The organism is Acuticoccus kandeliae (assembly GCF_003073115.1).
In genome coordinates this window covers 191,529-216,324 of record NZ_QBBV01000003.1, presented here as the reverse complement: position 1 = coordinate 216,324, position 24,796 = coordinate 191,529, and the positions used below count along the sequence as shown (strand labels likewise).

The window sequence follows — 24,796 nt, the reverse complement described above, 5'->3', positions numbered from 1 at the left end:
CGCGATGCGTGCTGAGTAATCCGATCCGGATGGCTGATGCAATTGAATTAAATTCGCGCGTTGTGAGATGAATTCACATGACAAAACGACGACTTCCACCGATCAAATCTTTGATTGCACTTGAAAGCGTCATCCGCACAGGCAGCGTATCCGCCGCAGCGGAGGATTTGTCCGTCACACACGGCGCGGTGAGCAAGCAGCTCGCGCATCTTGAGGACTGGATCGGGCTCCCGATGTTCCGCGAGCGGCGGCGCGGGATGATCGCGAACGCCTCGGGCGAGCGGCTCGCGGCCGCCGTCGGCGCGGCGCTCGACGGGATCGAGCGGGCGCTCGACGAGGTGATGGCGACGGAGAACCAGCCGGTGCTGACCGTGGTCGCCCCCGCGACCTTCGCGATGCGCTGGCTCATCCCGCGCCTGCCGACGCTGGAGCTGCGCGGCCGCGAGGTCGGCATCCGCGTGCGCCCGACGCACACGACCGAGGATTGGGACGCGCTCGACTATGATCTCATCGTGCGCCGGGCCGAGCCGCTGCCCGCGCGCCTCTCACCGCGCCCGCTCTTCCGGGAGGCGCTGGGCCTCCTCGTCCCGCCCGCGCTCGCCGGCGCCGGGGACCCGCGTCAGCTTCCCTTCGTCGACGCGGCGACGCGCACCGGCGAGCTCACCGCCTGGTGCAACAAGGCGTTCGGCGGCCGTCCCGCCCGGCCGCCGAAGATCTATCCGCATTTCTATGTGGCGATGGAGGCCGCGCTCGCCGGGCTCGGGGCGATCGTCGCCCCCGTCGCGCTGCTCGGCCCGCAGCTCTGCCAGGGGGCGCTGGTGGAGCCGTGGCCGCACCTGCGCGTCCCCGGCGCGCTCTACAGCATCGGCGTCGCGCCGGACGGGCCGAACCGCGCGGCGTCCGAGGCGCTCTCCGCCGCGATGGTCCGCCAATGGGCCGAGGCGGCGGCCGCCGCCCCGGAGTTCGCCGCCGCAGCCGTCTAGAGCAGGAAGTCCGCCGCGCCGAGATCGGCAAGCGCGACGCCGCGCAGCGTGACGGTCCCGTCCTCCAGGGTGAGGACGGTGTCGCCGTGCCCATTCTCCGCGAGGTCCAGCGCGGCGAAATCGTCGAGCCCGAGCGCAGTGAGGTCGATCACGTCGACGCCCGCCGCGTAGTCGAGCACGCTGTCATCGCCGCTGCCCGCACCGAAGACGAAGCGGTCCGCGTCCTCGCCGCCGATGAGGATGTCGTCGCCGACCCCGCCATCGAGGACATCGGCCCCCTCGCCGCCGCGCAGCGTGTCGTCCCCGTGCCCGCCGGCGAGCCAGTCATCCCCGGCCTCGCCGCGCAGCATGTCGTTCCCGTTCCCGCCATCGAGCGAGTCGGCGTCGCCGCCGCCAAAGAGAGCGTCGTCGTCCGCCCCGCCGAGAAGGCTGTCCGCGCCCTCGCCGCCGACGAGAATGTCCTCCCCGGCGTGACCGGCGAGCGTGTCGGCCCCCGCGTCACCGCGCAGGAGATCGTCGCCCGCGCCGCCGCCGAGCGCATCGTCCCCGCCACGGCCGAGGATGCGGTCATCGCCCTCGCCGCCATGGATCGTGTCCTCGCCCGCGCCGCCGGAGAGGACATCGTCCCCGGCATGCCCGGCGATGAGGTCGTTCCCGTCGCCGCCATAGATCGCGTCGTCCCCGTCATTGCCGAGGAGGCGGTCGTCGCCCGGCCCGCCGCCGAGCGTGTCCGCGCCGTCCCCGCCGACGAGGAGATCGTCGCCGCCCCGCCCCGCGATGCTGTCGTCACCGGCGAGGCCGTCGATCTTCTCGGCCCCCGCCGACCCGGCGAGGACATCGTCGCCATTGGTCGGCGTTTCGGACCCGCCGGGCGAGGTGTCGTCTCCGCGCACGCGGATCGAGACGTCGAGGGTCGTCGCCGCGCCATCGGGGTCGGTCGCGGAGAGGGTCAGCGCGACCGTGCCCACCCTCTCCAGCGAGGCGGCGACGCGCAATTCGTCGCCGACGATGGTGAAGAGGCCGCCCGGATTGTCGACCAGCGCATAGGTGAGCGCGTCGCCGTCCGCGTCCGTCGCGGCGAGGATGCCGACGACCGTGCCGATCCCGGCTGCCTCCGACACCGTGCGGCGCGAGAGCGTGAGGTCGGTGGGGGCGGCATTCTCCTCCTCCGGCTCCTCGGACGAACCGTCCGCGAAGGCGAGGATCTCGACATTGAGGAGCGTGTCCGTCCCGTCGCGCCCGGCGACGCTGTCGGTGACGACGATGGAGCCGTCGGCGCGACGGTCGATGGTGTACTCGTCCTCCGTGCCGGTGAAGCGGGCCGTGTCGGTCCCCTCCCCGCCATCGATGGTGTCGTTCCCGCCGATGCCGGAGAGGCTGTCATCGCCCGCGCCGCCCTCGATGAGGTCGGCCTGGCCCGACCCCTCGAACACGTCCGTTCCGGCCGAGCCGAGATAGTGCTGCGCCGAGGCGTCGAGATCGTCGAGGAATTGCTGGAGGCGCGCGGCGTCCCCCTCGGCCCCGTACATGTGCGAGACCGCGAAATTGTGGACCGGCCCGTTGGCCTCCACCTCCGCCTCGGGCTCGCGCGCGTTGGCGAGGTCCAGCCCGGTGATCTTGAGGATCACGTCGCCGCCGACGAAGTAGCCGTCTGCGTCGAAGGCGCCGTCACCGCGCGTGCCGTACTCGATCGTGTTGATCTCGCCGTAGACGGTGTGGGTGCCGAAGAAGTAGCCGAGATCGCCGTGCGCGGTGACGTAGGGCGAATCCGCCGCCTCGCCGAAGGCGACCATCATCTCCTCACCCGCGAAATTGCCGCTATTGTCGAACACCGGGAAGCCGCTGGAGTCGCCCGTGCCGGCGAGGAATTCGCCGCCGATGAAGGCCTCGAAGTCCATCGAGCCGGCGTTGCTCGCGTCGATGGTGATCATGCCGCCATCGGCTTCCGGCACATCCGAAACGGAGATCGCAAAATTGCGGGAAGCGACGTTGCCGCCCGCGTCGCGCACCTCGACCGCGATCTGGTGCGTGGCGGCGGTCTCGAAATCGAGCGCGCCGTTGACGACGAGGACGGTCTCGCCGCCCGCGCGGGTCGCGAGGCGGAAGAGCCCGCCCGCATCCTCGGCGAGGCTGTAGGTCAGCGCCCCGCCCTCGGGATCGGTCGCCGACAGCGTGCCGACGACGGTGCCGGGCGCGGCGCTCTCGAGCACGGTGGTCGCGGAGAGGGAAGGCGCGCCGGGCGCCTCGTCCACGTCGCCGACCGCGATGGTGAAGGCCTTGTCCACATTGTGGCCCGCCCCGTCCGAGACGCGCACCGTCACGCTGTGCGTGGCATCGCTCTCATGGTCGAGCGCGCCCGAGACGCGCAGCTCGTTGCCGACGATGCGGAACGGGCCGCCATCGCCGACGAGCGTGTAAGTGAGCGCATCGCCATCGGCATCGGTCGCGGACAGGAGGCCAACAACCGTGCCCGGCGCAGCGTTCTCCGCGACGGTGGATGCGGAGAGGGTGAGGTTCGCGGGCGCGGTGTTGTCCGGGTCCTCCGCGACGTCGGTGACGGCGATGACGAAGGTCTCGCGGCGCGAATTGCCGGCCGTGTCGGTGACGTCGACCGTCACGGAATGGCGCGTCGCGCTCTCATAGTCGATGGGCCCCGCGACGAGCAGCGTGTTGCCGACGATCGCAAACCGGCCGCCCGCATCGCTGACGAGCGAATAGGTGAGCGCATCCCCGTCCGGGTCGGTCGCCGAAAGGGTGCCGACGACGGTGCCTTCGGCCGCGTTCTCCGCGACGGTCGTTCCGGTGAGGACGAGGCTCGTCGGCGCGCCGTTCGCGACCTCCTGCGGCGCATCCACCGTCCCGTCCGAGAAGGCGAGGCGCTCGATATTGGTGAGCCGGTCGGCCCCGTCGCGTCCCGAGACGCTGTCGGTCACCGAGACCGACCCGTCATTGTTGAGGCTGACAGTGTACTGGGCGCGAGTGCCGGAGAAGACGGCCGTGTCGGTCCCGGCCCCGCCATCGATCGTGTCGTTGCCGCCCTCGCCGGTCAGCGTGTCGTTGCCCGCCCCGCCGCCGATGCTGTCGGCGAAACCGGTCGCGGCGAAAACGTCCACGCCGGGGGAGCCGATATAGGTCTGCGGCGCGTTGTCGAGGTCGGTGAGGAAGCCGCTGAGGCGCGCGGGGTCGCCGCTGGAGCCGTACATGTACGCGATCGCGAAATTGTGGACCGGGCCGTTGGCCTCCACCTCCGCCTCGGGCCCCTGCGCGTTGGCGAGGGTCAGCCCGGTGATGCGCAGGTCGACGTCGCCGCCGGTGAAATAGCCGTTCCCGTCGAACGTGCCGCTGCCGCGCGTGCCGAACTCGATCGTGTTGATCTCGCCCCAGACGGTGTGGGTGTCGAAATAATATTCGAGCTGGCCGTGGGCGAGGACGTAGGGCGAGGACGCGCTCGTCCCGTAGGCGATCATCATCTCCTCGCCGGCGAAGGCGGCGCCATTGTCGAAGACCGGGAAGCCGCCGGAGGTGGTCCCCGCGAGGAAGCCGCCGGCGAGGAACGCCTCGAAGTTCATCGAGGAGGCGGTTGAGGCGTCGATCGTGATCATTGTGAGTTCCGCTGCGCTGCCTGACACGAATCCGGCCGCCCTCCGGTGCGGAAGACCAAGGCATCGCGCCGACGCCCAGCGAATTCATGCGTGTTGCAACTCCGTCAGGAGCCATCACAAAGCTGTCGAGTCAATATATTCTTGCAATATTGGCGCAGATGATAAATTTAATACCGACACATCTTTCAATTATATTTTGATTTAAATGAATACAGTGAGAGATTTCATTCGAAACAAATTGAAACCGGCTCCGTAGATTTGAATGAGAACAATATAATGGGCCATCGTCGGTCGCCGAGGAGACGCGCGCCGTCACCTCGCGCACGGCGGAGGCGTCGCCTTCAAGGCGGCGGTGGAGGGTTTGCGAATCCATCTCGCCGGCGCACATTTTTGCGCGGCCGCGGGCCTGTATCTGCCGCCGGTCTTACCCATATTCCAGTCGGCGATCGGGTCGCCACGGGACTTGGTTCCGGCGGTGGCCCGGCCCGGCGCGGCCGCGGACGGGATCGTCGCGGCGGCGCGCCGAACGGGGTCTGATCATGGAGCTATGGTGCGCAGTTCTCCATGGTCAGCACACCCGCGGTGCCGTAAGGATTCACCGCGCCAGGCGAATCGGCGACATGCTCGGCGCAAACATTCATGCCCTCCGGGCTAAGATCAGGACGACGACTATGCTTCGCACACTGATGGCCGCGACCCTCGCGATCGGCACCCTCGCCGCGGCGCCGAGCGCCTTTGCCGAGGGCGGCGTGAAGGCCGGCGAACTGCGCTGCAAGATCAGCGGCGGCCTCGGCCTCATCATCGGGTCCCGCAAGTCGCTGGAGTGCACCTTCAGCAACCTCAATGGGACGACCGAGATCTATGACGGCACGATCACCAAGCTCGGCCTCGATATCGGCGAGACCCAGGAGGGTGAGCTCGTCTGGGGCGTGCTCGCGCCGAGCTCCTCCGTCGCGCCCGGCGCGCTCGCGGGCGGCTACTACGGCGTCGCGGCCGGCGTGACCGCGGGCGTCGGCGTCGGCGCCAACGTCCTCGTCGGCGGGTTCGACCGCTCGATCAGCCTCCAGCCGCTCTCCGTGCAGGGCCAGGTCGGCGCCGACATCGCCGCCGGCGTCGCCGAGATGCGCCTCGAGTCGCGCTGAGCCCAACCCGTCCGGGCGGCGCACCGCCCGACCGGCTCGAACAACGCCCCGCCGTCCCTCCGACGGCGGGGTTTTTTCATGGGTGTGAGCCTGCGGTGGCGACCGCGCTCAGTAGATCGGCGGCGTGTTGATCCAGAGGACGCGCGTCTCCTCTTCCGAGGCGTTGCGGAAACGGTGCTGGCGCTGGCTCTGGAAGGTGAAGCTGTCGCCCGGATGCAGAAGCAGCCGGATATCGTCGACCCAGAGCTCCAGCGCCCCGCTGAGGACGACACCGCCCTCCTCCCCGTCATGCGAGAAGACGTCGTCGCCGGTCGACCCGCCGGGGGCGAGCACGATCATCAAGAGCTCGAGGCTGCCGATCGGCTGGGGCGTCAGCAATTCCTTGACGAGGCGCTTCTCGCCGAAATCGAGCTTGCGGCGGGCGGCCCTGCGCACGACGAGGCCGGCCTCGGCCTCCGCCGCCTCTTCATCCTGCTGCTCGGAGAAGAGCGTGCCGACGGGGATGTTGAACGCGTTGCTCAGCGCATAGAGCGATCGGACGGAGGGAGAGGTCAGCCCCCGCTCGATCTTGCTGATCATGCTGACGGACAATCCGGTCAGTTCGGCGGCCTGCTCCAGGTTCAGCCCCTGACGCTTGCGATAGAAGCGTACGCTCCGCCCCACCGCTTCGTCCGGTCTGCGTCCGTTGGCCGTCATCAATCCCATCCATCGGCAATGGCTCTTTCTCGATGTCGCAACTCGAGGCCGTCCTGACAAGAATTTTTTGATTGAAAGTCAAAAAATCGACGCTTAGGCTTGTACTGTCATTCAAATCGAGACCCTGGTTGCGTGTCCACCTCACCTCATCCCAACTCGGCTTGGCGAGCCACCGCCGCAGCGCACCGGGCGTTTCCGCGCCTCGACGGGGATCGAGACACCGACACTCTGATCGTGGGCGCGGGTTTCACCGGATTGTCCACCGCGCGCGATCTGCTGGCCCGTGGCGCCGACTGCCTCGTCGTTGAGGGGAACGATGTCGGCTGGGGCGCCAGCGGCCGCTCCGGCGGCTTCGCGGTGCCGCGCTACAAGTACAATTTCTCCACCCTCGCGCAGACGTTCGGCGACGAGATGGCCGTGCATCTTCTGCGCCAGGTGGTGGAGGCGACCGACAGCGTCGCCGAGACGGTCGCGGCCTTCGGCATCGAGTGCGGCTACCAACGCAACGGCCACGTCACGCCCGCCCACAGCGCCTCGGCGTTCGAAGGGCTTCAGGCCGACGTCGCGTTCCTCAAGGCAAAGGCCGGAGACGATGGCGCCCGTGCGCTGGATGCCGAGGAGACGCGCGCCCTTCTCGGCACGTCCGTCTATTTCGGCGCCTATGTCGACGGGCGGGGCGGCTGCCTCCATCCCTACAATTATGTGCGCGGCCTCGCCGGCGCGCTCGCCGATCGCGGCGTACCGATCTTCGTGGACACGCCGGTCACCGGGATCGCCCGCGAGGGCGCGCGCTGGGTGGCGACGACGCCGCGCGGCCGCATCCGCGCGCGCACCGTGGTGATCGCGACGAACGCCTATTCCAGCCCGCTCGGCGCGACGGGAACGCTGCACCGGCGCATCATCCCGGTGTCCTCTTCGGTTGTGACCACGCGCCCTCTCAATTTGAATGAGAGGACAAAAACGCTGCCCGGCATGCTGCCGGTCACCGACACGCGCCGCCTCGTGAACTACTACCGGATGCTGCCGACCGGGCAGCTCCTCTTCGGCGGGCGCGGCGACATCACCGGGCGGCGGGACGATCCGTCCGCCTACCGCACCGTCGAAGGCCACCTCGCCACGACCTTCCCGCACCTCGCGGGGATCGAGATCCAGGACCGCTGGTCGGGCTTCGTGGCGGTCTCCCTCGACGGCTTTCCGCACGTCGGGTCCCTCGCGGACAACCTCTTCTACGCCGTCGGCTTCGGCGGGCGCGGCGTCGCCCTCACGAGCCTCATGGGCCGCCGCCTCGCGCGGATGGCCCTCGGCGAGCCGGTTCCGTCGGACCCGATGGGAGGGGAGGGCTTCGCGCCCGTGCCCTTCCACCAGTTCCGCCGCACCGGGATGCGCATCATGGCGAAATACTACCAGTTTCGCGACCGCTTCGAACGATAGGAACACATGCCGAGTATGATCGAGATTGGCGTTGATATCGGCGGCACCTTCACGGATGTCGTGTGCCGGGCGCCGAACGAGCCGCTTCGGGTCATGAAAGTGGCGACCACGCGCGCCGATCCGAGCCGCGCCGTGCTGACGGCGGTGGCGGACCTCAAGGAGAACGCGGGCATCTCGCCCGCCGACATCGCCCGCTTCGTCCACGGCACCACGGTCGCGACGAACGCGGTGTTGGAGCGCAAGGGGCCGAAGACCGGCCTTCTCACCACCGACGGCTTCAAGGACATCCTCGAGATCGGGCGCCAGATGCGGCAAACGATGTACGCGGCGGTGCTGGAGCCGGAGGTTCCGGGCTATCTCGCGCCGGGCGCCCTGCGCCACGAGATCATCGAGCGCATCGGCCATGACGGGACGGTCGTGCGGCCCCTCGACGAGGCGTCGGTGCGCAAGGCGGCGGATGCGCTGGTGGCGGCCGGCGTCGAGGGGATCGCGATCTGCTTCCTCTTCTCCTTCGTGAACCCCGATCACGAGCAGCGCGCGGCGGCGATCATCCGCGAGGCCTATCCGGACATCGCCCTCTCCCTCTCCTGCGAGGTCGACCCGGCCTTCCGCGAGTATGAGCGCACCGTCGTCACGACGTTCGACGCCTACATCAAGCCGGTCATCGACAAGTATCTCGCCAACCTCGAGGCGGGCCTCGAGACCGCGGGCGTCCCCTGCCCGCTCCAGATCATGCAGTCGCGCGGCGGCATCGCCTCCAGCGAGATCGTGCGCCAGCGCCCGGTCCGGCTCTTCCTCTCCGGCCCCGCGGCCGGCGTCGTGGGCGCGCAGATGGTCGGCAGCGCGGCCGGGATCGACGATCTCATCAGCGTCGATATCGGCGGCACCAGCTCCGACATCGCCCTCATCCGCGCCGGCAAGCCGCTGATCCGCCCCGAGGGTTACGTCGCGGGCTACAATATCCGCGTGCCGATGGTCGACGTGAACGCGATCGGCTCGGGCGGCGGCTCCATCGCCTGGATCGACCCGGCCGGGGGCCTGCGTGTCGGACCGCACTCTGCGGGCTCCGAGCCCGGCCCCGCCTGCTACGCGCGCGGCGGCGAAGAGGCGACGGTCACCGACGCCTCCATCGTCCTCGGCTATCTCGACCCGGACTATTTCGCCGGCGGCACGCTGAAGCTCCAGCCCGAGCTCGCCTTCAAGGCGGTCGAAGAGAAGGTGGCGAAGCCGCTCGGCCTCTCGGTCGAGGAGGCCGCGCTCGGCATCCATCGCGTCGTCAACACGCAGATGACCGAGGGCATCCGCCTCGTCTCCATCCGCCAGGGCTACGACCCGCGCGAGTTCGCGCTCCTGCCGCTCGGCGGGGCGGGCGGCATCCACGCCGCCGCGCTCGCGGCCGAACTCGGCATCAGCCGCATCATCGTGGCGCGCCATCCGGGCGTCCTCTCCGCGACCGGCCTCCTCTCGGCCGTGACGGAGCACGAGATGTCGGTCGCCTTCAACCGCGAGGTGAAGGCGCTCGATCTCGGCGAGCTCGGCGAGGCGCTGACCAGCCTCGACGCCCGCTGCGCCGCCCTGATGGACAAGGAGGGCGTTGCGCCCGCCGACGTCGAGATCCAGTATTTCGCCGACGTCTGCTATGTCGGCCAATCGCACTATCTCGAGGTGCCGTTCACCGTCGATGCCAGCGTGAGCGAGCAGCTCCACAACGGCTTCCAGGACGCGCACCGCCGCGTCTTCGGCCACGCCACCGAGGCCCCGACCTCGATCGTGAACGTGCGGTCGATCCACCGCGCCGGCGGCGAGATGGTCGTCGAGAGCACGGGCGCCGCCGTCGCGGGCGACGCCGCGAAGGGCACGCGCGATATCATCGTCGCCGGCCACGAGGGCCGCGTGAAGGCGACCATCTACGACCGCGAGCGCCTCGTGCCGGGGAACGCACTGCCCGGCCCGGCGATCCTGGAACAGGCGGACACGACAACGCTCGTCCCGCCCGGCTGGAACATCGAAGTCCTCGACAGCGGCACCATCCTTCTCGTGCGCGACGGAGCACAGGCGAAATGACCCAGGACATGAAGCTCGACCCCATCACCGTCGAGGTGGTGCGCAACAAGCTCGACGGGATCGCCAACGAGATGGAATCGACGCTCCTGCGCTCGTCCTTCTCCCCGATCGTGCGCGAAGGGCTCGACGCCTCGGCGAGCCTCTTCACCATCGAGGGCGAGTCGCTCGCCCAGGCCGTCGCGATCCCGATCCACCTCGCGACGATGATCCCGGTGGTGCGCCGCATCGCGTCCGAGTTCCCGCTCTCCTCGATGAAGGAGGGCGACATCTACCTGATGAACGACCCCTATCTCGGGGGCACCCACCTTCCGGACATCGCGCTGGTGATGCCGATCTTCGCCGACGGGCGGCCCATCGCCTTCGCCGCGACGATGACCCATCACCAGGACGTCGGCGGCATGTCGCCGGGCTCGATCCCGACCAACGCGACCGAGATCTATCAGGAGGGGCTGCGCCTCCCGCCGCTGAAATTCCGCGACGGGCCGAACGATTTCGACGAGACGCTCGTCAAGATCATGCGCCTCAACAGCCGCATCCCCGACGTGTTCATGGGCGACATCCACGCCCAGGTCTCGGCCTGCACCGTCGGCGCGCAGCGCGTCGCCCAGGTCGCGAAGACCTATGGCGGCAACATGACGAAGGCGATCTTCGCCGACCTCCTCGACCGCTCCGAGCAGATGACCCGCGAGGCGCTCCTCGCGCTGCCCGAGGGCACCTACCGCTATGTCGACTTCAACGACAATGACGGCATCGAGCTCGACAAGCGGATCCGCATCGAGGTCGCCGTGACGATCAAGGACGGCACCTTCGCCTGCGACTTCACCGGCTCGAACGCGCAGGTGCGCGGGCCGTTCAACGTCGTCCCGTCCGGCTCGCAGGCCGCGGCCTACTATGCGCTGCGCACCATCACAGGCGCGCACATCCCGACGAATGGCGGCTGCTTCCGCGTCGTCGATCTTACCCTCCCCGAGGGCAGCATCCTCAACCCGATCGAGCCGGCGCCGGTGAATTCGCGCACCGCCACGATCAAGCGGGCGACCGGGGCGATCCTCGGCGCGCTGCGCGAGGTGCGGCCGGAGGTGATCGGCGCCGACGCCGCTGGCGAGATGCTCGCCCTCATGTTCGGCGGCGCACGGCCCGGCGGCCGGCGCTATGTCGTCGGCGAGCTGATCGCGGGCGGCAGCGGCGCGGGGCCGGAGAGCGATGGCGTCGACGTCATCGAGACCGACGCCACGAACTGCATGAACCTTCCCGTCGAGGCGTTCGAGCGCGACGCGCCGATCCGCATCAACGCGACGCGCCTGCGCCGCGATTCGGGCGGGGCCGGGCGCCAGCGCGGCGGCCTCGGCATCTTCCGCGAATATGAGGTGCTGGAGGGCGAGGTCATCTTCACCCACCGCGGCGAGCGCCATTTCTGCCCCCCGTCCGGCGCCGAGGGCGGCGCGGCCGGCACGATGGCGAAGACCGTCATCCACCGCGCCAGCGGCGAGGACGAGGTGGTCCAGTCCAAGCTCGTCACCCGCCTCTTCCCCGGCGACCGGGTGGTGATCGAGACAGCGGGCGGCGGCGGCTTCGGCGCCCCCTCCGAGCGTACACGCGAGGCCGTCCGCGAGGACGTCGCCAACGGCAAGGTCTCCCCCGAGGCCGCGCGTGAAGAGTACGGGCTGACGGACGGCTGAGCCGGACGTCGCCCCATCCAACGGACCATAACCAGGAAGGAGCGGAGATGAGACGGCACAACAAAGCCCTGACCGGCGCACTGGCGACGGTCGTCGTGGCCGGGACCGCGGCGTTCGCGACGATGGCGGACACCACCCCCGCCGCGGCCGCCGACACGAACTGGAAGATGCACATCGTCTGGGTGCCCGCGCGGCCCGAGGCGCAGGCCTATCAGAGCTTCGTCGACACGGTGAACGCCGAGGCCGGCGACCAGCTCGAGATCACCCTCTTCCCGAGCGGCAGCCTCGGCGTGAAAGACGCCGACATGCTCCGCTTCCTTCCGCGCGGCAACATCATCCAGGCGGCCGGCCTCTATCCGGGCTACCTGACCCGCGACCAACCGGAATACGCCTTCACGCTCCCGCCGGGCGTCATCGCGCAGCCGGAGACGCTCCAGGAGATCCTCCCGGAGCTGCGCACCATCTACGAGAAGACCTATGACGCGGCGGGCATCGAGCTCCTCGGCTTCATCGGTCACGCGGTGCGCGACACCCACATCATGTGCAAGGAGCCGGTGAACACGCTCGAGGAGCTGCGCGGCAAGAAGCTGCGCGTGTGGGAGCAGTTCCACGTCGACGTGTTCAAGAAGCTCGGCGTGTCGGCCCAGATCATCGGCCAGAACGACCTCTATGTCGCGATGCAGACCGGCGTCGTCGACTGCGCGGTCTACCCGATCGGCCTCGCGATCACCGTGTCGCTCCAGGAAGTGGCGCCGTATGCGAGCTACCTCTTCCCCTACGTCCTCCACCCGCTGAACCTGATCGCCTCCAAGACCGCGTTCGACGCGCTGCCGCCCGAGGCGCAGCAGGTCGTGCGCGACGCGGCGGCGAAGGCGGAGGCGGCCTCCTTCGAGTCCTATCTCAGCGGCGTCAACGACGAGAAGGCGCTCGAGGTGTTCAAGGCCGATGGCGGCACGCTGCTCGACCCGTTCCCCGAGGCCGATCAGGCCGCCTTCGTCGAGGCGGCGCGTGAGACCTGGAAGGCGCTGGCCGAAGGCGGCGGCGAGTCGGCCAAGGCGAACTACGAGACCATCAGCGGCGCGATCGAGTAAGGTCGCGATCCGGCGGCGGGCCCCGTCCGCCGCCGGTCCCATTCATCACACCAGCCCGGAGGAAGCGCGGAAGCTATGGACGGAGTCTTGCGGTGGGCCGATCGCGCGGCCGGGATCTTCGCCGGAGTGGCGGCGATCCTCGCGATCCTGATGGCGGCCTTCGTCATGCTCGCCTCGATCATGCGCTACCTCGTCGGTGCCCCCTTCCCCTTCACCGAAGAGCTCGTCGGCCTCCTCTTCACCGCGATGATCTTCATCGGCCTGCCGGTCTGCACGATGCGCCGCACCCACATCTGCGTGACGATCGTGCCCGACCTCCTGAAGGGCCAGGGACGGCGCTGGATCGACCGGATCGCGTACGCCCTCGTGCTCCTCTTCTGCATCTGGTTCGGCCAGCTCACCCTCGAATATCTCCAGACGACCGTGGCGCTCGACGCGCGCAGCGCCGGCAGCCGCCTGATCCTGTGGCCCTGGACGGCGGTTCTGCCGGCCTCGTGCCTCCTCTCCGGCATCGCGGCGGCGCTCCGCATCATCGAACCCGGCCAGGCGCAGGGCGCGGCCGAGCACGCCCACACGGGAGCGGAATAGACCATGGTCTGGTGGATTCTCGGCGCCGGTTTCGTCGTCACCGCGATCACGGGCCTGCCGATCGGGCTCGGTCTCGCCCTCACGGGCCTCGCGATCCTGCACTTCGCCGTCGGCAACGCGGCCGATCTCGGCGTCACCGCGGTGTGGAACGTCTTCACCGACTTCACGCTGAGCGCCGTGCCGCTCTTCATCTTCATGGGCGAGATCATGCTCGTCAGCGGCGTCAGCGGCCGCCTCTACACCGCGATCTCGCCGATCTTCTCGCGCGTGCCGGGCAAGCTCCTCCACACCAACATCGCCGTCAGCGCCCTCTTCGGCGCGGTGTCGGGGGCGAGCACCTCCACCGCCGCCGCCGTCGGCTCCGTCGCCTATCCCGAGCTCGAGAAGCGGGGCTACAAGCCGAGCGCCGTCGTCGGCACGCTCGCGGCGGGCGGCACGCTCGGCCTCCTCATCCCGCCGAGCCTCTCCCTCCTCATCTACGGGGCGACGCAGCAGGTCTCCATCGGCCAGCTCTTCCTCGCCGGCCTCCTGCCGGGGATCATGCTCGCCTTCATGATGATGTGCTTCATCGGCCTCGTCCTCTCCAAGCGCCCCGGCGTGGTGCCGGAGAGCGGCGAGACGCCCTGGAGCGTCGGCCGCGCGCTCCTCCATTTGCTGCCGGTCTGGCCGATCGGCTTCCTGATCTTCGCCGTCCTCGGCACGATCTATCTCGGCCTCGCGACCCCCACGGAGGCGGCCGGCCTCGGCGTCGGCGCGTCGATCATCCTCGGCTTCCTCTGGGGCGAGCTCACGCTGCGCACGCTGTGGAAGGCGTTCGTCGATTCGGTGCAGGTCTTCGTCTCGATCGGCGTCGTGATGATGGGCGCGCTGATCCTCGCCCAGTCGATCTCGATCCTCGGCCTGCCGCTCCAGGTGCTGAGCTGGATCGAATCGATGAACCTGTCGCCGCTCGCGGTGCTCGTCGCGGTCAGCATCTTCTATCTCGTGCTCGGCTGCTTCTTCGACGGCATCTCGCTCATGCTGATGACGCTGCCGATCGTCTTCCCCGTCATGACGGGCGTCGGCTACGACCCGGTCTGGCTCGGCGTGATCATCACCATCCTGATCGAGATCGGGATGCTCACCCCGCCGGTCGGGATGAACCTCTACGTCCTCTCCGGCATCACCGGGAACCGCGTCACGCTGCTTCAGGCGGCCTACGCGTCGCTGCCCTTCTGGCTCCTGCTCCTCCTCGGAGTGGCGATCCTGACCGTCGCGCCGCAGATCGCGCTCTTCCTGCCGAACGCCCTCTATTGACGTGTCCGACCAACCCCACGGGGAGACCCGCTCCAGCCTGACGGGCCGGCACCTCGCCCTGGTGCTCGTCCTCTTCGGCGCGGCCTACTTCCTCTCGCTCTTCTTCCGCTCGGTCAACGCGATCCTCACCCCGGTGCTGGAGCGCGACCTCGGGCTCGGCCCGTCCGATCTCGGGCTCCTGACCGCGAGCTACTTCCTGGGGCTCGGCCTCTTCCAGGTCCCGATCGGGCTCGGCCTCGACGCCTACGGTCCGCGCCGGGTGCAGGCGATCCTCCTCGTCGTCGCGGCGGCGGGCGTCGGCCTCTTCGCGATCGGCGAGGGGACGGCGACGCTGTCGATCGCCCGCGCGCTCATCGGCATCGGGCTCGGCGGCTGCCTGATGTCGGCCTATCACGTCGCCGCCCTGTGGCTCCCGGCCGAGCGCATCCCGCTCGCGAACGGGCTCTATCTCGCCGCCGGTGGGCTCGGCACCCTCGCCGCCACCGCCCCGGTGAACTTCGCCCTCGGCTTCATGGACTGGCGCTCGATGTTCGCCATCATCGGCGGCATGACGCTCGTCCTCGGCATCGCGATCGGCTGGAAGACGCCCGACCCGCCGGTGCGCGGCGCGCTGAACCTGCGCGCGAGCACGGCGGGCCTCGGCACCGTCGTGCGCAACCCGCTCTTCGCGCGCTACCTCCCCCTAACCGCCCTCTCCTTCGCGACGGGGACCGCGATGCAGGGGCTGTGGGCCTCCGCGTGGCTGCGCGATGTCGCGGGCTACAGCCAGTCCATCGTCGCGGTGACGCTGACGGCGATGGCCGTCGCCCTCACACTCGGCTCCGTGCTCGGCGGCGCGGCGGGCTTCCTCGCCGAGCGCTTCGGGCTGCACCTGCGCCACGTCGTGCTCGGGAGCGCGGCGCTCTTCCTCATCGCGCAGGCGGGGCTCCTCTTCGCGCAAGGGGCGTGGTCGGTGCCGCTCTGGCTCCTCTTCGCCCTCACCTACAACGCGATCACCCTCTCCTACGCGCTCGTCGCGCGGAACGTCTCGATCGCCTATGTCGGACGCTCCAACAGCTGCATGAACACGGTGACGATCCTCACCACGTTCGCCGTCCAGTACGGGCTCGGCCTCTATTTCGGCCTCCACCAGGACGGCGCGATGCGCGTCTCCCCCGAGGCCTACCGGATCGGGATGGCGACGCTCCTGGCGCTCCAGGCGATCGCCTTCGCCTGGGCCCTCCTCGGCGGCCGGCGGCGCGCCTGACGCCTTCTCGAAGCCGCCGCGGGCGCGTAGAACGGCCCGGAAGCGGGCCGGAGCGTCCGCGGGAGGAAGAGAGGCACGGCGATGAGCGCTCCGGAGATGGCCGAGAAGAAGGGCTGCTGCGTCCCCGATGCGGGCGACCGTGCCGCGCCGGCCGGATCGCCGGCGACACAAGCCGCGCCCGCCGTCCCGGCCGACGCCACATCCACCGAGGCCGCGATCGCGGCGATGCGGGCGCGCGCGGTCACGATCCCCGGCGGCAGCGTCACGGTCGGCACGACACAGCCGCTCATCAAGGCGGATGGCGAGGGGCCGCCGCGCACCGTCACCATCGCCCCCTTCGCGATCGACCCCTTCGCCGTCAGCAACGCCGACTTCGCCCACTTCCAGCGCGCCACCGGATACGTCACCGAGGCGGAGACCTATGGCTGGTCGTTCGTCTTCTCCGGCTCGCTGAAGCCGGGGGGCGTGCGCGGCAAGCGCAACCCGGACGCCCCGTGGTGGATCGCGATCCAGGGCGCGCGCTGGTCGAACCCGGAAGGGCCGGACTCGTCCATCGAGGGGCGGGAGGACCATCCGGTCGTCCACATCTCGTGGAACGACGCTCAGGCCTTCGTGCGATGGGCGGGCGCGCGGCTGCCGAACGAGGCCGAATGGGAGCACGCCGCGCGCGGCGGCCTCGCCAATCCGCGCTATCCCTGGGGCGACCAGGACCCCGACGACGAGAGCTTCTTCCCCTGCAACATCTGGCAGGGCCGCTTCCCGGAAACCAATCTCGCGAAGGACGGCCACCGCGAGACCGCGCCCGTCGGCAGCTTCGCGCCGAACGGGTACGGCCTCCACCACATGGCGGGGAATGTGTGGGAGTGGTCGCGCGACCCGTTCCGCGTGCGCTCGCTGAAGAAGGCGGCGCGCCAGCGCGGCAAGGCGCTGGCGGCGAGCGACGCGAAGCTCCTGAAGGGCGGCTCCTTCCTCTGCCACGCTTCCTATTGCTGGCGCTATCGGATCGCCGCGCGGACCGGCAACGCCCCCGACAACGCCTCGACCCACATGGGCTTCCGCCTCGCCTACGACCTGCCGCAGGGCTCGGTCAGCGCTTGATCAGCCAGGTGATCGCGGTCCGATAGCCCGCGCCCTCCAGCACGCGCACCTTCGCGCCCCACCCGGCCGGGCAGACGACGATCGCCGCCGCTGTCCCGCGCGCCGCGAACGCGCCCTCGGCCGCCCGCAGGAGTGCCGTTGCGCCGCGTGCGTCGGCGTCCAGGCGGTCGAGATCCGCGAAGTCGCGGTGGAAGAAATCATCAATGACGCCGATGCCGGCGAGCGCATGGGCGGGCGGAAAATGGAGGCGCGAGGCGGGCTGCGCGATCGCGTACCCGTCGAGCGCCCCGGCCGGGCCCGCGACGAGCATGTCCCGGTCCGCGAGGGTGCGGCTCTTCTCCATCCAGGACGCGAAGCGGGCGTCCGCCTCGGGGTGCGGGGTCCAGAAGGCGTCGATCGCCGCGAGCCGCGCCCGGTGGATCGCGCTGAGGCGGACGATCCCGGCAATGTCTCGCGCCTCCGCCGCACGCACCGGCGCGGGTGTCGCCATCGCGAAGTCGTCCTTCGCGAGATAGAGCGTCAGCGGCGCATAGTGGCGGGCGGCGAGGCACGGCCCCGTCCGGTTGCCGTCGATGCGCGTCGCGAGGAGGAGGCGCGCGCCCGCCTCACGCAGATCCGCCTCCGCTGCCGCGACCAGCGCGTCGAGCGTCCCCTCCGGCGCGTCGGCCGTCGCGAGGCATTCGGGCATGATGAGGCCCGGATCGCCCCACGCCCCGGCATAGATCGGCGGCACCGGCAGGCGCAGCGTGTGGACCGTGCCGGCGAGCCGGCCGCCCGCCTCCGCGACGAGCCACGCCTCGCGCACGCCCGGCCGCGCGCCGGCGAGCGCATCGGCGATGGCCGCCTCGACCGTCCGGCGCGCGTCGACCGCCATCGGCCACAGGGCGGAATTCGCCCGCTCGCGGCGTGCGGCATCGGCGAGGACGAGGGCGGCAATCGCTGGAATGTCATGGGGTTGCGCGGCGCGCACGGCGGCTGGCTTGGGCATTTACTCGGTCGAACCTTGCAGCGAACATCGGTGCCGGACACGTAACGAGAGATTGCGCCCCTTGCAGGATTTTCATTTGATCCGAAATGCGTCGTGCGAAAAGAACGAGCTGGCCCGTTTCCGGCGACCGAGGGAGACGTGATGGAGACCCGCGAGAACGAGACGCCGCGCGCGCCCGGCGGACGGGGCAAGCGACGCGCGTCCCAGACCAAAGGGGAACCGAAACCGAAGCGGCTGATCCTCGAGGCGGCCGAGACGATCTTCGCCGGGCGCGGCTTCGAGCAGGCGACGCTCCGCGAGATCACCGAGGAGGCCGGCGTCAACATCGCCGCCGTGAACTATTATTTCGACTCCAAGACCGAGCTGATCCAGGAGCTTCTCGACCGGCGGATCACCCCCTTCGTGCAGGCAAGGCACGAGCGCCTCGTCTCGCTGCGTCAGGCGACGCCCGAGGGGGAATTGCGGCTCGAAGACGTGGTCGAGGCGCTGATCCGCCCCATGGTCGAGCTCAGCCGCGACAAGCGGGGCGGCCGCTCGCTGATCCGCCTCCTCCTCCACGTGCGCGCCCTCCCGACGGAGGAGACGACGCGGGTGTTCGTGGAGCGCGTCGATCCGGTCGCGCACGAGTTCGTGGACGCCATCATGCAATGCGGGCTCGATATCAGCCGAGCCGAGGCCTACTGGCGCTACAATTTCGCGATCGGCGCGGCGATCCACGTCCTCACCGACGCCGACCAGTCGACCCAGCGCCTGAAGCGGCTCTCCGGCGGCCTCTGCGACACGGACGACGACGAGGCGACCATCTGCGAGCTCGTCGCCTTCGTCTCCGCCGGCTTCCGCAGCACGATCCCCTGCCCGCAGAAGGAAGCCGCCCGGCGCAACGGCCGATTGTCCTGAACGGCGACCGAGGGGCACGTCAAATCAAGCGACGTCACGAGATTGTGTTAGATTAATACAACATTGTGATTGGCGCTCGGCGGAACTTAATCCCTGAACGGTCGCCTTCATCGGGAAAAGAGTCATTCGCTGTGCCGACCCGCCGACGCGTGGCATCGGTCGCGCGGCGGTCGAGGTACGGCCCTCGACGCCGAGGTCCAAGGAATCCTGACAAAATGCACGCGAATTGGGCAGTTCGCCCGATCGGTGATACAGTCTAGGGGCGCGTCGAACGGAGCTATAGGGATCTTCTCCGTTTCGCAAGCGATCCCATAGCATTCAATGTATTTCGATGCGTTGTTATTTGTGCTACGGATTTTGAAATCCCTGCACATTTTATCGACACATTGGATGGCGAAGATGGACGAGATTGACGCGCTCGGTACAACCGTGTGGTTGTATATTCCTGGCGCCACGCCGGCCGAAGATCAGTTTATCGACCTGACTGCCGAGACCGGTCGCGGTTTCGGTGACCCCCACAACAAGTACACATGGGGATCGGCCCTATTCGACCATGACGGTGACGAAACCACCCCGCCCCGTCTCTATGTCGGCACGCTGAACGCCCAGGGCGACTTCACCGGCGGCATCGCGGCCACCGTCCGTTTCGCGGGCCTCGGCGAGACCGGCAGCGGCGATATCTTCCAGCTCCTCTTCAACGACCCGACGAGCCTTCGCGAACTTCTCGCCCAGGATTATCCGAACGTCCTTCAGGGCGATGGGCCGGAGATCTGGGAGTACGATTCCGCGGACGGTGGAAGCTGGCAGCAGGTCTTCAATATCAGCGAGTCCGGCGGCGTCGACGATGACGATCTCGGCTTCCGCGACGCGGTCGTCTATGACGGGAAGCTCTTCATCCCGACATCCACCCAGCTCATCTACAACATCGTCGCCGCCGGCGATAATCCGGCGAAGATCATCTACACAACCGACGGGACGAACTACGCGGCGCTGTCGGGCGGCCCGCTCGGCGACCCGGAGACCGGCTCGATCCGCTCGCTCGAGACCGCGGTGATCGACGGCAAGGAAGTCCTGGTCGTCGGCACCGAAAACTCGACCAATGGCGCCGAGCTCTGGGTCTGGGACGGCGAGACCGACAGCTGGTGGCCGGATCCGCTGATCTCGTTCGACGGCGACACGATGGATTCGGACGGCGCGGACATCCCCTTCGCGACCGCCATCTCCGAGACCTACCAGGCCGCGGACGGTCGCCTCCTCGTCGGCACCTGGTTCCCCTACAAGCTCTACGAGATCACGCCGGAGGGCGAGATCAACGACGTGACGCCGCTCGACCCGTCCGAGTCGCCCACGACGGCGTCGGACGATCAGGGGGTGATGCAGATCATCACCTATGACGGCTATCTCTATGTCGGCAGCGTGAACTACACGGGCGGGGCGAGCCTCTACCGTGCGGAGCTCCCGTCCGGCGCCGACTGGACGCCGCAATGGGAGGTCGTGACCACCGCCGGCTTCAGCGACAATCCCGGCCCGCCGGAATATGCGGACGGTGCGGCGCCCTATGTCTGGCAGCTCACGGTCATCGACGACGTTCTCTATATCGGCGATTCCAGCGCGACGACCGCCCATCTCCTGCGCCTCACGCACGATACCGACCTTGATAACACCCCGATCCTCGAGGTCGTGCAGGATCCGGTGAATGGCGGGCCGATGATGTTCGGGCCGCTGGCCGGCGGCCTGCGCAAGTTCGTGCCGGTCGCGATCGACCCGGTGACGCACGAATTCCTCACCGATCAGAGCGATCCGAACGCGTTTATCATCGGCACCGCGACACCGTTCGCGAGTCCGGCCGAAGGGCTCCTGGAGTTCTTCTTCGGCTATAATGGCGAGACGGTCCTCGGTCGCGCCAATCGCACCAACCAGCTCGAAGGCGGTGCGCTCGAGGACCTGATCCTCGGCGGCGCCGAGATCGACATCATCCATGCCGGCGCCGAAGACGACACGATCCTGTCCGACTTCTGGGGCCTCGGCGTACGCGGCGGCCGCGACGAGGTTCATGGCGGGGCGGGTGACGATCTCGTCCTCGGCGGCCGTGGCAATGACAGCCTCTATGGCGACGAAAACGAAGACTTCCTGATCGGCGGCAAAGGGCGCGACAGCATCCATGGCGGCGAGGGGACGGACTTCATCGTCGGCGACGGCCTGCTCGACGGTCCCGTCGGCGACCTCTTCGGATCGCTGTCCGAGACCTTCAGCGACCCGCAGCTCATGCAGAATCTCGAGCTTCCGGAGGGCGATGGCCCGACGCTGCAGGAGCTGCTCGCGAACCTCACCGAGGCGTCGGCGGCGGTGCGCGGTCTCCTCGGCATGATGAACGACACGCTTCATGGCGACGAGGGCAGCGACATCATCATCGCCGGGGCCGGTCGCGACCGCGTCTATGGCGGCGAAGACGGCGACCTCGTCTACGGCCTCCAGGGCAACGACAAGATCTTCGGCGAGGCGGGCGACGATATCCTCGATGGCGGCGCCGGACGCGACTTCGTCTCCGGCGGCGACGGCAACGACGTCATCGTCACGGGCCTCGGCAACGACACGATGCTCGGCGGCGAGGGCAGCGACCGGTTCCTCGTCCTCGGCGGCGACGTCACGCTGGCGGGCTTCGACACTTCCTCCGGTCCGATCGTCGGCGACGGTGTGATCGAGACGGGACGCGACCGGATCATCGGCTTCGAGAAGGGCGTCGACGTCATCGACCTGTCGGCCTTCATGAACAACAATCCGCTCATCCCCGATCCGAACATCCCGGTCTATTCGTTCGCCGATCACATCCAGCCCGCCCTCAGCGCCTCGGCGCTCGGGTGGCTCGTGATCGACCTGTCGCTGATCAAGGGGAACGCGGACAACGACCTCGACGATGTCGATGGGGCGGGCACGATCATCGTCGTCGGGCTCCGCTACGCGGACGTCGAGGAGAGCGACTTCAAGGTCGACACGCAATTCACCGCCGGTTTCGACTTCTTCTCCTTTATCTGATGCCGGCGACGGGCGACACGATCTGACGCCGCAAAAGCGACGGCCCACCCGTGCGCGGGTGGGCCTCAGGCGAGCGCACGCAGATCCGCGCGCAGCCGCTCCGGCTCGGGCCCCGCGATCTCGGCGTCGAGTTCGTCATGCGTCGCCCGCCAGATCGGCACCGCCTCCACCAACAGATCCCGCCCCGCATCGGTGAGCGCCAGGCGCTTTGCGCGCCGGTCCTTCGCGTCCGCCATCACCATGAGCAGCCCGCGCCGCTCCAGCGGCTTCAGCGCGGCCGTCAGCGTCGTCCTGTCCATCGCGAGGAAGGGGGCGAGGTCGGCGATCCTCGGCGGCTCGGGCCGGTTCAGCGCCGTCAGCAGCGAGAATTGACCGTTCGTCAGACCGAGCGGGCGGAGCGCTTCGTCGAACCGCCGTGCGAGCGCGCGGGCGGCGCGCTGCGTCAGGAGGCAGAGGCACCGATCACGCACCTCGTGCGTCACGGAAAGCGGCAGGTCCGGACGAATCATGCCGATAAGGTTGATATCAACTTATATCGATGTCAATGTGTCCCCAACAAGGATCGGGAGGACAAGGATGACCATCGAGATCAGCGCCTTCGCCTGGGTGCCGCCCTTCGCGCAGGGCTATGTGAAGGACATGCGCGTCCGCTGGGCGCTCGCCGAGGCCGGGCTCCCCTACAATGTGCGCGCCCTCGCGGACGGGGACGGCAACAGCGCGGACTATCGCGCCTGGCAGCCCTTCGGCCAGGTCCCCGCTTTCCGGGACGACGACGTGATCCTGTTCGAGAGCGGGGCGATCCTCCTCCACATCGCCCGCAAAGCCGAGGCGCTCGCCCCGCGCGACGCGCAGGAGGCGGCGCAGACGGAGGCCTGGGTCTTCGCCGCGCTCAACTCGATCGAGCCGAAGATCGACAATCTCATCCTGCCGCCGATCTTCTACGCGGGCGAAGCCTGGGTCGACGGATGGCGCCCGCACGCGGAGCGGCTCGTGCGGCTCCGCCTCACCTCGCTCTCAAACGCGCTCGGCACGCGCGAATGGCTCACCGGCCGGTTCGGCGTCGCCGACATCGTGATGGCGACGGTGCTGCGCGGCCTCGAGGAGGATCCGATCCTCGCCGAGTTCCCGAACCTTGCCGCCTATCTGAAGCGCTGCCTCGCGCGGCCCTCCTTCGCGACGGCGCTCGCCGCGCAGATGGAGACATTCCGGCAGCACGAGCCCGCCTGAACGCGGCCAGCGTCACAACCCTGGGGGCAATCCGCCGACGCCCTCACTCGCGCGTTGTTGGATTGCGGTTCCCTTTCTAGTCTTTGTCAAAGACTCGGCAAAAAAGGAATCGCTATGGCGATGCGGCGTGAAATCGGCCTCGTCGGGCTCACCTTCGTCGCCGTGGGCGGTGTCCTCGGATCGGGCTGGCTCTTCGCCCCACTCCTCGCCAGCCAGCTCGCCGGCCCCGCCGCCATCGTCGCCTGGGGCATCGGCGCCGTCGCGATGCTCCTCCTCGCCCTGGCCTTCGCCGAGATCACCGCGATGTTCCCCGTCGCGGGCGGCATCGCGCGCATCCCGCAATTCAGCCACGGCCGGCTTCTCGCGATGATCCTCGGCTGGAGCGCGTGGGCGGGCTACTGCACCACCGCGCCGATCGAGGTGGAGGCAGCGCTGCGCTACGCCTCGGCCTACGTGCCGTTTCTGCACACCGGGGCGGCGGGGGAGCTGACGCTCGCGGGCAACATCTTCGCCTGCATCCTTCTCTTCCTCTTCACGCTCATCAATGCCTTCGGCGTTGCCTGGTTCACCAAGGTCAACACGACGCTGACCTGGTTCAAGCTGATCATCCCGCTGGTGTTCGTGGTGGTCGTGATCCTCTCCCGCTTCGAGCCGGCCAACTACACCGCGCACGGCGGATTCGCCCCCTACGGCATCACCGGCATCTTCGCGGCGGTCGCCTCGGGCGGCGTCGCCTTCGCCTTCATCGGCTTCCGCCACGCGATCGACATGGCGGGGGAGACGCGCGACCCGCAGCGCACGATTCCGCTCGCCCTCGTCCTCGCCGTCATCATCTGCCTCGTCGTCTATGGCGGCATCCAGGTCGCCTATATTGGCGGGCTGAGCGCGGAGGAACTCGCCAACGGCTGGGCCGGCATCGGCTCGACGCACGATGTCGGGCCGCTCGGTGCGCTGGCGGCGGCGCTCGGCATCCTGTGGCTCGTCAGCATGATGAACGTCGCGGCGGTGATCTCGCCGGTGGGCGGCGCGCTGGTCGCGGTCGGCTCCAATGGCCGCCTCGCGATGGCGATCGCCAACAACGGCGTCTTCCCGGCGATCTTCGCGCGGCTGAACGCGTTCGGCGTGCCGATGGAGGCGCTCCTCCTCAATTATGTCGTCGCCGTCGTGCTCTTCCTCACGATGCCGTTCGGCGAGATCGTCGCCCTCAACGGCGCGGCGATCGTGCTCTCCTTCATCGCCGCCCCGGTGGTCGTCGTCTCGCTGCGCGCGCTCGCGCCGGACGTGCCCCGCTCCTTCCGCATCCCGATGGTGCGGGTGATCGCCGGGATCGGCTTCGTCGTCGCGACCCTGATGATCTACTGGTCGGGATGGGACACGCTCTGGCGCCTTCTCGTCCTCATCGCGCTCGGCCTCGCCCTCTTCGCGGCGCGGCTCGCCGTCGTCGGCAAGGAGGATCTCTCGCCGAAGAGCGCGCTCTGGTTCTTCCCCTATATCGTGGGTCTCTCGATCCTGTCGGTCCTCGGCGGCTATGGCGGCGGGATGGAGCTGATCCCCCATCCGCTCGACTCGATCCTCGCGGCGGTGCTCGCGCTCGCGGTGTTCGTCGTCGCGGTCCGCCAGCGCATCTCACGCGCAGAGTTCGACCGCTTCATGGAGGAGCAGCGTGAGATCGAGATCGAGGAATATGGCGGGGTCGACCTCGCCGACTCGGCCGTCAACCGCGCCTGAGGGGCCG

At 68.9% G+C, this 24,796-nt stretch carries 18 protein-coding genes; 14 read left to right on the top strand and 4 right to left on the bottom strand.

Annotated elements, in window-relative coordinates; all coding sequences use genetic code 11:
* The first annotated feature begins 77 nt into the window (after window positions 1-77).
* On the top strand, window positions 78-983 hold the full coding sequence (locus tag DBV35_RS20220; protein ID WP_108662195.1) for a LysR substrate-binding domain-containing protein: 906 nt from the start codon (window positions 78-80) through the stop codon (window positions 981-983).
* Here DBV35_RS20220 and DBV35_RS31155 read toward each other — a convergent pair.
* Window positions 980-4,585, bottom strand: a complete 3,606-nt coding sequence (locus DBV35_RS31155; RefSeq protein ID WP_108662194.1) for a cadherin domain-containing protein — start codon at window positions 4,583-4,585, stop codon at window positions 980-982. The genes DBV35_RS20220 and DBV35_RS31155 overlap by 4 nt on opposite strands.
* A gap of 671 nt (window positions 4,586-5,256) precedes the next feature.
* Between DBV35_RS31155 and DBV35_RS20210 the strand changes: the two genes are divergently transcribed.
* Window positions 5,257-5,727 carry a DUF992 domain-containing protein gene (locus DBV35_RS20210; RefSeq protein ID WP_108662193.1) on the top strand — a complete coding sequence of 157 codons (471 nt, stop codon included), beginning with the start codon at window positions 5,257-5,259 and terminating at the stop codon, window positions 5,725-5,727.
* A gap of 108 nt (window positions 5,728-5,835) precedes the next feature.
* Here DBV35_RS20210 and DBV35_RS20205 read toward each other — a convergent pair whose 3' ends face one another.
* Window positions 5,836-6,423 (bottom strand): cupin domain-containing protein, encoded by a 588-nt coding sequence (locus DBV35_RS20205; protein ID WP_170134999.1) that lies wholly within the window; start codon window positions 6,421-6,423, stop codon window positions 5,836-5,838.
* Window positions 6,424-6,657: 234 nt separating this feature from the next.
* On the opposite strand from DBV35_RS20205, the gene DBV35_RS20200 reads away from it, so the two are divergent.
* From DBV35_RS20200 to DBV35_RS20165, 8 genes are all read left to right on the top strand, one after another.
* Window positions 6,658-7,854, top strand: a complete 1,197-nt coding sequence (locus DBV35_RS20200) for an NAD(P)/FAD-dependent oxidoreductase (RefSeq protein ID WP_157961874.1) — start codon at window positions 6,658-6,660, stop codon at window positions 7,852-7,854.
* Window positions 7,855-7,869: 15 nt separating this feature from the next.
* Complete coding sequence (locus tag DBV35_RS20195) at window positions 7,870-9,918, top strand: hydantoinase/oxoprolinase family protein (protein ID WP_170134998.1); 2,049 nt, start codon at window positions 7,870-7,872, stop codon at window positions 9,916-9,918.
* Complete coding sequence (locus tag DBV35_RS20190; protein ID WP_108662189.1) at window positions 9,915-11,597, top strand: hydantoinase B/oxoprolinase family protein; 1,683 nt, start codon at window positions 9,915-9,917, stop codon at window positions 11,595-11,597. Before DBV35_RS20195 ends, DBV35_RS20190 begins: the two co-directional genes overlap by 4 nt.
* Window positions 11,598-11,644: 47 nt before the next feature.
* On the top strand, window positions 11,645-12,688 hold the full coding sequence (gene dctP, locus DBV35_RS20185) for a TRAP transporter substrate-binding protein DctP (RefSeq protein WP_108662188.1): 1,044 nt from the start codon (window positions 11,645-11,647) through the stop codon (window positions 12,686-12,688).
* A 75-nt stretch (window positions 12,689-12,763) separates the two neighbouring features.
* The gene (locus tag DBV35_RS20180; RefSeq protein WP_108662187.1) at window positions 12,764-13,276 is read left to right on the top strand and encodes a TRAP transporter small permease; all 513 of its coding nucleotides are present in this window, start codon (window positions 12,764-12,766) and stop codon (window positions 13,274-13,276) included.
* Window positions 13,277-13,279: 3 nt separating this feature from the next.
* The gene (locus tag DBV35_RS20175) at window positions 13,280-14,572 is read left to right on the top strand and encodes a TRAP transporter large permease (RefSeq protein WP_108662186.1); all 1,293 of its coding nucleotides are present in this window, start codon (window positions 13,280-13,282) and stop codon (window positions 14,570-14,572) included.
* Between the two features lies 1 nt (window position 14,573).
* The gene (locus tag DBV35_RS20170) at window positions 14,574-15,818 is read left to right on the top strand and encodes an MFS transporter (RefSeq protein WP_157961872.1); all 1,245 of its coding nucleotides are present in this window, start codon (window positions 14,574-14,576) and stop codon (window positions 15,816-15,818) included.
* 81 nt (window positions 15,819-15,899) lie between these two features.
* The gene (locus DBV35_RS20165) at window positions 15,900-16,916 is read left to right on the top strand and encodes a formylglycine-generating enzyme family protein (protein ID WP_108662184.1); all 1,017 of its coding nucleotides are present in this window, start codon (window positions 15,900-15,902) and stop codon (window positions 16,914-16,916) included.
* On the opposite strand, the gene DBV35_RS20160 is transcribed toward DBV35_RS20165, so the two are convergent.
* The gene (locus DBV35_RS20160) at window positions 16,906-17,904 is read right to left on the bottom strand and encodes a hypothetical protein (protein WP_108662183.1); all 999 of its coding nucleotides are present in this window, start codon (window positions 17,902-17,904) and stop codon (window positions 16,906-16,908) included. The genes DBV35_RS20165 and DBV35_RS20160 overlap by 11 nt on opposite strands.
* A gap of 141 nt (window positions 17,905-18,045) precedes the next feature.
* On the opposite strand from DBV35_RS20160, the gene DBV35_RS20155 reads away from it, so the two are divergent.
* Window positions 18,046-18,801, top strand: a complete 756-nt coding sequence (locus tag DBV35_RS20155; protein WP_108662182.1) for a TetR/AcrR family transcriptional regulator — start codon at window positions 18,046-18,048, stop codon at window positions 18,799-18,801.
* Window positions 18,802-19,200: 399 nt separating this feature from the next.
* The gene (locus DBV35_RS20150) at window positions 19,201-21,834 is read left to right on the top strand and encodes a calcium-binding protein (protein WP_170134997.1); all 2,634 of its coding nucleotides are present in this window, start codon (window positions 19,201-19,203) and stop codon (window positions 21,832-21,834) included.
* A gap of 65 nt (window positions 21,835-21,899) precedes the next feature.
* Here DBV35_RS20150 and DBV35_RS20145 read toward each other — a convergent pair whose 3' ends face one another.
* A complete protein-coding gene (locus DBV35_RS20145) occupies window positions 21,900-22,343 on the bottom strand; it encodes a MarR family winged helix-turn-helix transcriptional regulator (protein WP_108662180.1) in 444 nt (147 codons plus the stop codon).
* Between the two features lie 67 nt (window positions 22,344-22,410).
* On the opposite strand from DBV35_RS20145, the gene DBV35_RS20140 reads away from it, so the two are divergent.
* Together DBV35_RS20140 and DBV35_RS20135 are read left to right on the top strand one after the other, a co-directional pair.
* Window positions 22,411-23,061, top strand: a complete 651-nt coding sequence (locus tag DBV35_RS20140; RefSeq protein WP_108662179.1) for a glutathione S-transferase family protein — start codon at window positions 22,411-22,413, stop codon at window positions 23,059-23,061.
* A 120-nt stretch (window positions 23,062-23,181) separates the two neighbouring features.
* A complete protein-coding gene (locus DBV35_RS20135) occupies window positions 23,182-24,789 on the top strand; it encodes an APC family permease (protein ID WP_211100013.1) in 1,608 nt (535 codons plus the stop codon).
* Window positions 24,790-24,796: the final 7 nt, after the last annotated feature.

Excerpts from the sequence above, each read along its gene's own strand:
- DBV35_RS20220 (WP_108662195.1), top strand. The coding sequence starts at position 78 with ATGACAAAACGACGACTTCCACCGATCAAATCTTTGATTGCACTTGAA.
- DBV35_RS31155 (WP_108662194.1), bottom strand. The coding sequence starts at position 4,585 with ATGATCACGATCGACGCCTCAACCGCCTCCTCGATGAACTTCGAGGCG.
- DBV35_RS20210 (WP_108662193.1), top strand. The coding sequence starts at position 5,257 with ATGCTTCGCACACTGATGGCCGCGACCCTCGCGATCGGCACCCTCGCC.
- DBV35_RS20205 (WP_170134999.1), bottom strand. The coding sequence starts at position 6,423 with ATGACGGCCAACGGACGCAGACCGGACGAAGCGGTGGGGCGGAGCGTA.
- DBV35_RS20195 (WP_170134998.1), top strand. The coding sequence starts at position 7,870 with ATGATCGAGATTGGCGTTGATATCGGCGGCACCTTCACGGATGTCGTG.
- DBV35_RS20190 (WP_108662189.1), top strand. The coding sequence starts at position 9,915 with ATGACCCAGGACATGAAGCTCGACCCCATCACCGTCGAGGTGGTGCGC.
- dctP (WP_108662188.1), top strand. The coding sequence starts at position 11,645 with ATGAGACGGCACAACAAAGCCCTGACCGGCGCACTGGCGACGGTCGTC.
- DBV35_RS20180 (WP_108662187.1), top strand. The coding sequence starts at position 12,764 with ATGGACGGAGTCTTGCGGTGGGCCGATCGCGCGGCCGGGATCTTCGCC.
- DBV35_RS20175 (WP_108662186.1), top strand. The coding sequence starts at position 13,280 with ATGGTCTGGTGGATTCTCGGCGCCGGTTTCGTCGTCACCGCGATCACG.
- DBV35_RS20165 (WP_108662184.1), top strand. The coding sequence starts at position 15,900 with ATGAGCGCTCCGGAGATGGCCGAGAAGAAGGGCTGCTGCGTCCCCGAT.
- DBV35_RS20160 (WP_108662183.1), bottom strand. The coding sequence starts at position 17,904 with ATGCCCAAGCCAGCCGCCGTGCGCGCCGCGCAACCCCATGACATTCCA.
- DBV35_RS20155 (WP_108662182.1), top strand. The coding sequence starts at position 18,046 with ATGGAGACCCGCGAGAACGAGACGCCGCGCGCGCCCGGCGGACGGGGC.
- DBV35_RS20150 (WP_170134997.1), top strand. The coding sequence starts at position 19,201 with ATGGACGAGATTGACGCGCTCGGTACAACCGTGTGGTTGTATATTCCT.
- DBV35_RS20145 (WP_108662180.1), bottom strand. The coding sequence starts at position 22,343 with ATGATTCGTCCGGACCTGCCGCTTTCCGTGACGCACGAGGTGCGTGAT.
- DBV35_RS20140 (WP_108662179.1), top strand. The coding sequence starts at position 22,411 with ATGACCATCGAGATCAGCGCCTTCGCCTGGGTGCCGCCCTTCGCGCAG.
- DBV35_RS20135 (WP_211100013.1), top strand. The coding sequence starts at position 23,182 with ATGCGGCGTGAAATCGGCCTCGTCGGGCTCACCTTCGTCGCCGTGGGC.